At 67.4% G+C, this 11,579-nt stretch carries 10 protein-coding genes; all 10 read right to left on the bottom strand.

The window, feature by feature from the left end; genetic code table 11:
• The coding region (gene ctaD / locus ACFVM3_RS13720) for a cytochrome c oxidase subunit I (protein ID WP_378438520.1) at nucleotides 1-1,551 on the bottom strand (1,551 nt) is incomplete at its 3' end.
• A gap of 77 nt (nucleotides 1,552-1,628) precedes the next feature.
• Nucleotides 1,629-3,317 carry a VanW family protein gene (locus ACFVM3_RS13715; protein ID WP_378438518.1) on the bottom strand — a complete coding sequence of 563 codons (1,689 nt, stop codon included), beginning with the start codon at nucleotides 3,315-3,317 and terminating at the stop codon, nucleotides 1,629-1,631.
• Between the two features lie 191 nt (nucleotides 3,318-3,508).
• Nucleotides 3,509-4,924, bottom strand: a complete 1,416-nt coding sequence (locus tag ACFVM3_RS13710; protein ID WP_378438528.1) for an NADH-quinone oxidoreductase subunit N — start codon at nucleotides 4,922-4,924, stop codon at nucleotides 3,509-3,511.
• A gap of 13 nt (nucleotides 4,925-4,937) precedes the next feature.
• Nucleotides 4,938-6,419 carry a NuoM family protein gene (locus tag ACFVM3_RS13705; protein ID WP_378438517.1) on the bottom strand — a complete coding sequence of 494 codons (1,482 nt, stop codon included), beginning with the start codon at nucleotides 6,417-6,419 and terminating at the stop codon, nucleotides 4,938-4,940.
• A gap of 17 nt (nucleotides 6,420-6,436) precedes the next feature.
• The gene (locus ACFVM3_RS13700; protein ID WP_378438515.1) at nucleotides 6,437-8,269 is read right to left on the bottom strand and encodes an NADH-quinone oxidoreductase subunit L; all 1,833 of its coding nucleotides are present in this window, start codon (nucleotides 8,267-8,269) and stop codon (nucleotides 6,437-6,439) included.
• A gap of 4 nt (nucleotides 8,270-8,273) precedes the next feature.
• A complete protein-coding gene (gene nuoK / locus ACFVM3_RS13695) occupies nucleotides 8,274-8,579 on the bottom strand; it encodes an NADH-quinone oxidoreductase subunit NuoK (protein WP_378438513.1) in 306 nt (101 codons plus the stop codon).
• The gene (locus ACFVM3_RS13690) at nucleotides 8,576-9,139 is read right to left on the bottom strand and encodes an NADH-quinone oxidoreductase subunit J (RefSeq protein ID WP_378438511.1); all 564 of its coding nucleotides are present in this window, start codon (nucleotides 9,137-9,139) and stop codon (nucleotides 8,576-8,578) included. Before ACFVM3_RS13690 ends, nuoK begins: the two co-directional genes overlap by 4 nt.
• A gap of 17 nt (nucleotides 9,140-9,156) precedes the next feature.
• Nucleotides 9,157-10,083 carry a complex I subunit 1 family protein gene (locus ACFVM3_RS13685; protein ID WP_378438509.1) on the bottom strand — a complete coding sequence of 309 codons (927 nt, stop codon included), beginning with the start codon at nucleotides 10,081-10,083 and terminating at the stop codon, nucleotides 9,157-9,159.
• Nucleotides 10,076-11,212, bottom strand: a complete 1,137-nt coding sequence (locus ACFVM3_RS13680; protein ID WP_378438507.1) for a hypothetical protein — start codon at nucleotides 11,210-11,212, stop codon at nucleotides 10,076-10,078. The genes ACFVM3_RS13685 and ACFVM3_RS13680 overlap by 8 nt, the downstream gene beginning before the upstream one ends.
• Nucleotides 11,203-11,532 (bottom strand): NADH-quinone oxidoreductase subunit A, encoded by a 330-nt coding sequence (locus tag ACFVM3_RS13675; RefSeq protein WP_378438505.1) that lies wholly within the window; start codon nucleotides 11,530-11,532, stop codon nucleotides 11,203-11,205. Before ACFVM3_RS13675 ends, ACFVM3_RS13680 begins: the two co-directional genes overlap by 10 nt.
• Nucleotides 11,533-11,579: the final 47 nt, after the last annotated feature.

Below are 11,579 nucleotides of genomic sequence, written 5' to 3'. Positions count from 1 at the left end.
CGCCCATTCGAGCGAGTTGCCGTAGCCCCACGGGTCGTCCACCGTGACGATCTCGCCGTACCGGTAGCTCTTGAAGACGTTCCAGATGAACGGCAGCGTCGAAGCACCGAGGATGTACGCGCCGATCGTCGAGATCGTGTTCAGCGTGGTGAACCCGTCCGACTGCAGGTAGTCCGCGTACCGGCGCGGCATGCCTTCGGCACCCAGCCAGTGCTGCACCAGGAACGTGGCGTGGAAGCCGATGAACGTGGTCCAGAAGTGCCACTTGCCGAGCTTCTCGTCCATCATGCGGCCGGTGATCTTCGGGAACCAGAAGTAGATCCCGGCGAACGTGGCGAACACGATCGTGCCGTAGAGCACGTAGTGGAAGTGCGCGACGACGAAGTAACTGTCGGAGACCTGAAAGTCGATCGCGGGGGCCGCGAGCATCACGCCGGTGAGCCCACCGAAGAGGAACGTGACCATGAATCCCACGCTGAAGAGCATCGGCGTCTCGAAAGTCAGCTGCCCTTTCCACATCGTGCCGATCCAGTTGAAGAACTTCACCCCGGTCGGGACCGCCACGAGGAAGGTCATGAACGAGAAGAACGGCAGCAGTACCGAGCCGGTCGCGTACATGTGATGAGCCCACACGGCAACGGACGTGGCGGCGATGCCGATGGTGGCCCAGATGAGTCCTTTGTAGCCGAACACGGGTTTGCGGCTGAAGACCGGAAGGATCTCCGACACGATCCCGAAGAACGGTAGGGCGACGATATAGACCTCTGGATGGCCGAAGAACCAGAACAGGTGCTGCCAGAGGATCACGCCGCCGTTCGCCGGGTCGTAGACGTGGGCTCCGAGTCGGCGGTCGGCCAGCAGGCCGAACAGTGCCGCGGTCAGGATCGGGAACGCGATCAGGATCAGGATGCTGGTGACCAGGATGTTCCAGGTGAAGATCGGCATCCGGTACATCGTCATCCCCGGGCAACGAAGGCAGACCACCGTGGTGATCATGTTGACCGCGCCGAGGATGGTGCCCAAGCCGGAGATCAGGAGACCGGTGATCCAGAGATCGGCGCCGACGCCGGGCGAGTAGATGGCATTGGACAGCGGCGTGTAGGCGAACCAGCCGAAGTCGGCCGCGCCGCCTGGGGTGAGGAAGCCGGACATCACGAGCAGGCTGCCGAACAGGTACAGCCAGTACGAGAACGAGTTCAGGCGGGGGAACGCCATGTCCGGGGCGCCGATCTGCAGCGGCAGGATGAAGTTCGCGAAGCCGAAGATGCTCGGCGTCGCGTACAGCAGCAGCATGATCGTGCCGTGCATGGTGAACAGCTGGTTGTACTGCTCATTGGACAGAAACTGCATCCCCGGTCGGGCCAGTTCGCTGCGCATCAGCATCGCGAGCGCGCCGCCGATCATGAAGAAGGCGAACGATGTGACCAGGTACAAGATGCCGAGCTGCTTGTGGTCGGTCGTGCGCAGCAGGCGAAGGAGAACGGAGCCCTTCGGTGACGCAGTGCGTTCCGATCCGGGTCGCAGCGCGATGGGAGCGGGTTTGACGACCATGGGGCCTCCGTCCGAGTAACTACTAGTTAGAGTAGTAGATGCTCGGAAGGAGGTGAGCGATCAGGTCTGCCTTGGCGTCAGTCGGAGCCGGAGCAGACGATGGCGGGCTCAGGTTCGTAGCGGACATTGTGGGTCGTGCGGGAGATCTCGGCACCGTTCAGGTCGCGGATCACCCGCGTGTCCGAGGTCGTGAACCCGGACTTACCCTTCGCCGGTCGGCATGAGCCGGCCGACTTGGTGACGGTCGGTGGGCTGGTGTAGCCGTGCTTGGGGCCGGGGATCGATTCCACGGTGACATGCTTCGTACCCCAGAGTCGTACGGTGATCGACGAGTTCGTCCAGACCGTCTGGATCGCCACGCCGGTCGGTGCGTCGTTCTTGAACTTCAGGTCGATGACACTGCTGCCGTCCGGATTCTGGAAGACGGTCGCCTCCCGAGCCGCCGGATAGCGGCTGATGTGGAAGCTGTGCTCTTTGTGGCCGGCGTCGGTCATCCCGGCGAAATACGAGGCGTTGTAGAGAGTCGTGGCGAACTGCGAGATGCCTCCGCCGACGGCGCGCGCGGGTACGCCCTCCTCGATCACGCCCGCCTCGACGTAGCCCTGGGCGCGGCCACGCGGGCCCGTAAAGTCGTTGAGGCTGAACGTGGACCCGGGTTCGACGATCGCGCCGTTGACCTTCTCGGCGACCACGCGGATGTTGACCCCGGAGTCCCTGGCGAAGCCGCGGGTCGTGAACTCCCCGATGACCTCGTTGATGCCGAGCTTGGCGATCTCGTCGGTGGTGACTTGTGCTTGGGTGTTTCGGTACTCGGCGACGGCGACCCGGTTCCCGTCTTTGGAGATGGCCTTGACGAGGGCGGGCAGTGTCTTGTCCCAGTCGACCACGCGCCCTTCGCTGGCGGGAACGACCTGGGGCTTGTCACCCTCGAAGGTCATCCGTGCGTCTTGGCCGGGCTTTTCGGTCGGGGCGAGCTGCTCGGCGAGCTCGCCGAGGTTCGCCTTATCGAGGCTGGGCACCAGCTTCCCGTCGTCGGACGGGGTGAACGTCAGCGCCTCCGCAATATGTGACGCGGACACTGTGGACTCTCGGCCATCGCCCCGTACGGTCGCCGGTCCGGACACCGCCGGGATCGCCACCTGCTCGACCGCCATCTGCACGCTCTCCGCGGTGGCCTTCGGCCGGACCGTCTCGACCGGAAGCTCGAGCCGGTCCGCGGAGGCCCAACCGCTCAGTAACGCATGCCGTGCCACCGCCGGGTCCAGCCGTCGGCCTTCTTGCGGGAGCACTGGAACGGGAGCCAGCCCGTCGAAGCGGACGTTCCCCTCCACGAGGGCGCGGTCGATGCCGGTGCGCAGCTTGTCGATCGTCGCGGTCAGGGCCTGCTCATCGCCTTGCGCGACGACGGGGAAGCTCTCGCCGGAGAACAAGGACGTGAGATGTGTCCAGGGGTTGGCGGACGGTGTTCCCGCCTGGGCGACCGAGGCCGTGAAGTCCACGGTGACGCTCGCGGAGTTCGGGACGAACGCGGTCTCGCGGCCGTCCACCACGATCTGGACGGGCTTGGACAGTCGTGGCGTGAGCGCCTCCCGGAGCGTCTGCTCCGCAACGGCTGGTGTGAGCCCGCCGATCGAAACGCCACCCACTGACGTCCCACGGGGGACCTCGCCCGCCGTCAACGCGACGTCGAGGCCGTAGAGCACGGCCAGTCCGCCGAGGACTCCGGCCGCGACGATCGTGGCAGTGTGCCGCCACCACGGGCGCATATTCCGGTCGGTACCCGCTGGGGGCTCGACCTCGAGCTGAGTGGTGGTTTCTCCAGCGTTTTCCCCTGACGGAACCACAGCTTCCCCCGGTCTTCTCGCAGCGTCACGTATTCCGGAGCCGCATCGTCCGGAACGTGACCTAGGCTACTATCGAACCTAGTTGACCTTGTCGCTGGAGGCACGTTCGCCGGTCAGAACAGGGCCAGTTCGCCGTGCAGTGCTCCCAGAACGACACCGGCCAGCGGGCCAAGGGCCACGGACGTGATCGTTGCGACGTAGGCGGTGTTCGCGGCCCACCGGTCGACGGCAGGTGCCGCACTGTCCCCTGTGGACCGCATCGCCGGAGCGATCCAGCGGAGGTAGTAGAAGACGCTCGCCACCGTGTTGACCGCCGCGACGACGACCAGCCAGGCGAATCCGCCGTCGAACGCGGCGGTGAAGACGGTCAGTTTCCCGACGAAGACCGCCGTCGGCGGCGTGCCGACCAGCCCTAGGAGACAGACCGCCAGGCTGACCGCCAGCCATGGCTTGCGCCGCACCAGCCCCCGGTAGTCGTCGATCAACGGTGCCCTCGGCAGGGCGCACACCACGGCGAACGCACCGAGGTTCGTCACCGTGTAGGCCCCGACGTAGAACAGCAGGCCAGGTAGTGCCAGGGAACTGCGTGTCGCGACGACGACGGCCATCAGCAGGTAACCGACCTGGCTGATCGTCGAGTACGCGAGCAGCCGCCGGACGTTCCGCTGGAAGAACGCGGCGAGATTGCCCAGCGTCATCGTCGCCGCGGCGACGATCGCGATCAGCAGCGGCCAGCCGACGGCGGTCTCGGACATACCGGAGGCGGCGAGCCGGTAGGCGGCGATGACGCCGCCGATCTTGGGGACCGTGGTGAGGAACGCCGCCACGGGAGGCCGGGTGCCCTCGGTGACGTCCGGAACCCAGAAATGCGCCGGGACCGCGCCCATCTTGAACAGCAGTCCGGCGAACACCCCGACGAAGCCCACGGCCACCGCGACGCCGGGTGCCGTCCCCAGCGGCTTGGCGATCTCCGGGTATGCGGTCGCGCCGCCGACGCCGAACAGGATGGTGGCGCCTGCCAGCATCGTGATGCCGAGCAGCGCGCCGAGGAGGTAGAACTTGAGTGCGCTTTCGGTGCCCGTATCGTCCTTGGCGAATCCGGCCATCGCGTACAGCGGGATGCTGGCCAGCAGGAACGCGGCCACCAGCAGCAGGAGATCGTTGGCGCCGGTCATGAGGACCGTTCCGAGCGCGGCCAGCAGCACGAGCACGTACAGCTCGCTCTCCCGTGGCGATGACCGGAACTCGCGCGCGCTCACGCCCAAGGTCAGCACCTCGGCGATGAGGACGATCGCGCGCCCGGCGTTGGTGGCGACGTCGATGGCGTACGTGCCACCGAACACCGTCCGGTCCGGACCTGCCCACGCCAGGACCGTGGCGATCAGACCACCGGTGCAGGCAAGGACGGTGAGCAGCCGGACAGGCCATTGGCGCTCGCGTGGAAGGTACGACCCGAGCAGCAGCGCGATCACGGCGGTCACCGCCAGGATGATCTCGGGCAGCAGTGCCAACGGGTCTTCGTCCATCATCTCCACGGCGCGCTCACCGGGCCAGGAGGTTCAGGACGGATCGGGACACGGGTTCGATCGCGTCGAGCAGGAACCGGGGGAAGATTCCGATGACGACCGTCAGCACCAGTAGTGGCGTGATCGACACAGCCTCCGGGACGGTCAGGTCGGCTACCGGAGCCGCTTGTGGCGGCCCGAGGAACATCTTCTGGAACGCGCGCAGGAACAGCGCGGCGGTGATCAGGATCCCGAGGAACGCCACGATCGTGGCCACCGGTGCGGCGCCGAGCGAGCCGGTGAAGATCTGGAATTCGGCGATGAACCCGGAGAACCCGGGCAATCCCAGCGACGCGAAAGCGGCGACGGCGGTCAGCCCGGCGAACCGGGGAGCCGTCCGCGCGAGCCCGCCGTAGCGGTCCATGTCGTAGGTGTCGCCGCGCTCGTACAGCACGCCGGCGAGCAGGAACAGCGCTCCGGTGATCAGGCCGTGGCTGACCATCTGCGTCACGGCTCCGGTCACCGCCAGCTGCCGGGCCTCGGCGGCCGAGTCCGCCACCAAACCCGCCGCGCCGACCGCGAGGACGATGTATCCCATGTGGTTGACCGACGTGTAGGCGATCATCCGCTTGAAATCCCTCTGCGCCAAGGCGACCAGCGCGCCGTAGACGACGCTGACCACGCCGACGATGACGAAGACGAGCGCGTAGCGGCGCCAGGCCTCGGGAAGGATCGGCATGGCGATCCGCACGAAGCCGTAGGTGCCCATCTTCAGCAGCACCCCGGCCAGGATCGCCGAGCCCGCGGCGGGCGCTTCGGTGTGCGCGGGAGGAAGCCAGGTGTGGAACGGCACCGTCGGGGTCTTGATGGCGAACCCGATCCCGAGCGCCAGCAGGATCAGGCCGGCGGCCCACCCGCTGCCCGCGACCGGGTTCTGCCTGGTCAGCTCGACGATGTCAAAGGTGTGCGGCGACGCGGCGAGGTAGAGCGCGATGAAGCCGACCAGGAGTGCCAGCGAGCCGACGAAGGTGTACAGGAAGAACTTCACCGCGGCGCGCGCGGCATCTCGATGTCCCCAGCCCGCGATCACGAAGTACATGGCCACAATGGACAGGTCGAAGTAGACGAAGAAGAGGATCAGGTCGAGCGCGACGAACAGGCCGAGGCTCACCGTCTCGAGGAACAGGAACAGCGCGGCGAAGGAACGCACCCGCTTGTCCTGCCGCAGCGAGTAGATCGCGCAGGCGAGGAAGAGGCCGCCGGTGAGGGCGATGAGCGGAAGGCTCAACCCGTCGACCCCGATGTGATATCCGGAGCTGACGCTGGGGATCCAGCGCAGGTTGACCTCGTAGACGTAGCCGTCGGAAACCGGTGCCGCCACCCAGAGGGCCACGATCACCACGAACTCCACCGCGGAGACGCCGACCCACCACAAGCGGACGAACCGGGCGGAGGCGCGTGGCACCGCGAACAGGACCACCGCCGCCGCCAGCGGCAGGAACACCACGACGCTGAGCACGCTCTACCTCACGTTCTTCACAGGATCATCAACAGCACAGCGAGGACACCCAGTGCGACCGCGGCCTGGGCGTAGTACTGGTGCAGCTGTCCGGTCTGGGTCTTGGGGGCGAGCCGGCCCAGTGTGCGCGCGGTCCGCGCCACACCGCGGACCGCGCCTTCGATCGACCACTCGACACGGACGTTCGCCAGCCGCCCGAGCGCCGTGCCTGTCGCCGCGGCCATCCGGACGCCGCCGTCGACGACGTGATCGTCGAACCGCGCCAAGGCACCGGCCAGCTGCATCGTCGGCCTCGCGACCACGATCTCCGTGAGCCGTTCCAGACGCAGCCAGTCGGCGAGCACTCGGTTTCGGGACACCGACAGCGCGGGCCGCGACCGTGTCCAGATACCTGCCGCGACCACGCCGACCACCGCGACCGCACCCGATACCAGCAGCTCCACGGCGTTGGGCAGTTCCATAGGCGGACCGCCCAAGAGCTCGGCGAACCAGGCGGCGGGACCGGGCAGTCCGCCGATGCCGAGCAGAGCGGCCGCCGCCGCGAGTACCGGCAACGGCGCGAGCAGCAGCGGACGCAACCGCGTTGCGGAGCTCGCCTCGGTGGGTAGCCACAGCAGCGCCAGGACCCGGCCGACGTAGGCACCGCTCAGCAGTGCGGCAGCCAAACCAGCGACGTACAGGGCGGGGGAGTCGGCGAGTGCCGAGGCGAGAACCGCGTCCTTGGTGACCCAGATGGATAGCGGCGGTATCCCGGCCAGGCTCAACGCGCCGATGGTGAACACCGCGCCCAGCAGGGGAAACCGCCGTGCCGCGCCGCGAAGCCGGTCGAGATCCTTCGTGTCCAGCGCCAGCAACCATGCCCCCGCGCCGAGGAAGAGCAGGCACTTGGTCGCGGCGTGCGCCACAAGCTGACCGGTCCCCGCCGCCGGTCCGCCGGTGCCTGCCGCGAGCACCATGAACCCGATCTGGGAACAGGTCGACGCGGCGAGCACCTGCTTGAGGTTCCGCTGCACCAGCGCCACGGCACCGAGCACGACCGCAGTGCTGACGCCGATCCACGCGACGACGTCGGCTGCCCAGACCGTCGAGGCCAGCAGCGGCTCCACCCGCACGAGCAAGTAAGCCCCGGCGGCGACCATGGTCGCAGAGTGCAGCAGAGCCGAGACGGGGCTCGGACCGTCCATCGCCCGGGAAAGCCAGAAACTGAACGGAAGCTGGGCGGACTTCCCGATCGCGGCCAGCACGATCCCGGCCGCGACGACGTCGCGCCACCCGGCCGCCGCTTCAGGCAGTCCCGCGAGCGTGAGACCTCCGACCCCGCCTGCCAGCGCGGCACCCGCCGCCAGATACAGCCCGAGGTCGGCCGATCGGGTGGTCAGCAACGCGATCGTTCCCGAGTCGACGCGGTGGGTCTCGCGCCACCAGAATCCGATCAAGGCGTACGAGCACGCGCCCATGACCTCCCACGCCATCAGCAGCACGACGAGATCCCGTGCGCAGACGGTGACGAGCATCGCTCCCGCGAAGACCAGCATCAGCCCATGGAAGCGGGCTCGGGACTCGCCGGCGCCGAACTCGGCGGACGCGAACACGAGCACCGCCACCAGGATCACGGCCACCGTGAGCACCATGACCGCCGATAGTCCGTCCACGGCCAAGCCGACACGCAACCCGGCCAGTAGCGGCGCCGAGGCCTCCGGCCGGGTGATCGCCGCAACCACCGCCAGCGCCGCTGTCAGGGCCGCCGATCCGACGCCGAGGGCAGGCGCGAGCCGGTCGGCCGGGTGACCGATGACGAGGAAAACACCGCCGACGACCAGGGGAAGCGCTACGAGCAGCCACAGGACCATCGGCTCAGCCCTTGAGATCCGCGGCGGAGTCGGTCATGTCGACGTCCCGGCGTCGGAAGATCGCGGTCGTCACGGCGAAGCCGACCGCCATGTCGAGCGCCATCAGCGTGACCGCGACGAGCACGACGACCTGCCCGTCGGGCCGCATCGGCGAGACGAAGTACCAGAACGCCGCGCCGGCCACGATCACCGCGTTGGCCATCAGTTCAAGGCCCATCATGATCATGACGATCGACTGCTGGGACAGCGCGCCGTACAGGCCGACACTGAACAGCGCCGCCGCCAGATAGAGAAACACTTGCAGGGTCACCGGTTCAAGCCCCCTCGCACCGGGTCGTCAGGATGCTTCGCGTCGAGCCGGTCGCCGTAACGGTCGTAGCGGCCGCGGTTCGTGGCCAGGATGACCGTGGCGACCATCGTGGCGAACAGGCACAGCCCGACCACCATCATCACCAGCATCTTCGAACCCATCAGCGCCTCACCCAGCGCGCGCGTCGGGTCGGCCGGGCGCGCCGCGTCCGACGACGGCCAGCGGACCAGCGAGATCCCCACGGCGAGCGCCACGAACACGCCTCCGGCGATGGCCAGCGACCCTTTCTGGTTGTGCACCATGGTCATCGGCATCAGTCCGGCGGGGTTCATCATGTACATGATCATGAAGACGACCATGACGACCATCTCCATGATCATCATCAGGATGACCAGGACGCCGAGGTAGGCGAGATTCAGCAGGAAGACCGTTCCCGCGGCGAAGATGAAAGACGCCAGCAGAGCGAACGTCGCCCGCGCCATCGAATCCACCCGGAACACGGCCACGCCGGTGGCCACGGCCCCGACGGCGCACACCCAGAAGGCGATCTGTGTCCACATTCAGCCGGGCTCCTTCCTCATCGGGCGATCACCACGATGGCGACGACGAGTGCCTGCAGAAGGGTCAACGGGATGAGGACGATCCACGCGACCTCCTCGTACCGCTCCATCCGCACCGTCTGGACCCGGCGCCGGACCCACACCAGCAATCCGAGGACGGCGACCGTCTTCAACAGCGTCCACAACCACGAGGGCAGTAGGGGGCCGGCGCCGCCACCGAGGAACAGCGGAACCGCGAACGCAGCGCCGGAAACCAGAAGCAGCCACCGGCCCGCGGTGAACACCAACCGGTCCACTCCGGACAGTTCCGCCATCGCCCCGCCCGCGATGTCCGCACCGACGGCTTGGTCGAACGGTCCCCAGAACGACATCGCCAGCACCGACAGCAAGTACACGACGAAGGCGATCGGCATCCACACGACGAACCACAGCGAGTCCTGCGCGGCGACGACGTCGGACACCCGCAACGAACCCGCCCCGAGCGCCGCGGTGATCAACGCGAACATATGCGGCAGCTCGTAGGCGAGCCCCTGCGCGATGAACCGGTAGCCGCCGACGAGACCGTACGCCGAGTTCGCGCCCCAGCCGACCATCCACACCGCCGCCCAGGCGACGACCTCCATCGCGTTGAACCACACGATCCCGACCGAGAAATCGGCCACCGCCCATCGCCCGAACGGCGTCACCAGCGACGCGAGTACACCGGCCACCACGAGGGCGATCGCGCCACCACGCCAGAGCATGGCGTCCGCCGCGAGCGTGCGACGTCGCTGCTGGACCAGCAGGCCACCCGCCTCGCGGAACGGCAGCGTGAGCGCTGACCTGGCGTTCGCGCCACTTGCCCGCGCGGACAGCAGCGAATCCCAGGACGCCGCCGCGGCGACCAGGACTCCCAGCGCGAGGGGCAGTACGAGTCCGCCCCACCAGGGCAGTTCCTCAACCATGGGCCACCCGCAGACGCTCGAGGTCGGGATCGAGACTCGCGACGATCAACCGTGCCGTGGCGACCTCGGCGCCGGTCAGCAGTCGGGGCAGCGCGTCCAGGAGTGCGGCCGGGTCGTCGTCTTCCGCCGCAACAGGGGACAGCCACTGCATTAGCCGGTCGTACGCGTCACCGGCCGCCGTCGAGTCGGTCCACTTCGGACCGTCCAGGACACCTACGCCGGACAGCGACCAGCGCAGCGTCCGGGAACGGCGAACCCGGCGTGCCCATCGCGTGACGTCGCTCTGGACGTCCTTCCCAGCCAGGATGTCGTCCCTCAACCGGGCTGCGGTGATGGCCGCGTCTTCCCAGCCCGCCACCGTCAACAGTCGTGAACAGCTGTCGAGCCGGCGCGCGGACTGTCGGTTTGCGCTCGCCCAGAACGGCTCCGTTTCCGATGGAGGATCACCGAGTACCTCGACCGCGGCCTCCTGGATCACGTCTCCCTGGAGTTTGGCCCGGACGAGGAGCCCGCTTGGCCAAGCGGGTAGACCTGGTCCTAAAGGGACAGTGAGCTGGTCGAGCTTGAGTTCGTCACGGTCGGGAGCCCGGTCCGCCATCGGAATGCCGCCGGGCATCTCCATACCGCTCATGTCGTGTCCGGCGTGACCACCATGGTCATGGTTCATCGCCATGGGGTCCTGCTCGCGGTGGGACATCGCAGTGTCGTGCAGGTGCTGTTGTTCTCCGTGCTCGTGGTGCGAGTGGCCGTGCTCAGCCATCGTGTTGGACTCGACGTGCGCTTGGCCGCCGTGAGCTGTGATGACCTCAGCCTCTGGCTGTTCGTCCGTTGAACGCACCTGATCCGCACCCGTGGCGAGTTCCGTTTCGACCGCCGTTGGATCCTCGAGATGGATCCGCGCCTTGGGGGCCGGAATCTGCTTCCACATCGAGTCAAGGAAGGGTGCCATCGTCGGATCGACTGGACCAGCCACGACCAGCAGATTGGCCTCCGCCGGATTCAGGGCAGGCCGCCAGCCGCGGATCCGTGCGACGCGCTCGGCAGCGAGCCGCACGTTCGTACCACCCAATGTGGTGACGAACAAAGGGTGTATCGGGGTATGCCGCAGCAGCCAGGTTCTCACGTCCATCGGAACGCGCCTTCTCGCCAGGCGTACCACACTCCGGCGACCAGAACGGCGAGGAACAGGAACATCTCCACGACGGCGGGCGTCCCGACCTCGGCGACGACGAGCGTCCACGGGTACATGAAGACCATCTCCATGTCGAACGCGAGGAAGACCATCGTGATCGTGTACCAGCGGACGTGATACCGCGAGACCGCGTGCTCGGCAGGTGATCCGCCGGAGAGGAACGGCGCCACGTCCCGCACCATCGGAGCCAGCCTGATCAACCTGGCGAACCCGTAGACCGCGGCGACGAGCACGACCACGGCACCGAATGCTGCCACCGCACCCAGCACGGTCTCACCTCACTCGACGTGGGATCTACTACGGA

The organism is Amycolatopsis sp. NPDC057786, assembly GCF_042797905.1.
Lineage (GTDB): Bacteria > Actinomycetota > Actinomycetes > Mycobacteriales > Pseudonocardiaceae > Amycolatopsis.
This window is presented reverse-complemented; position numbering and strand designations above follow the sequence as displayed.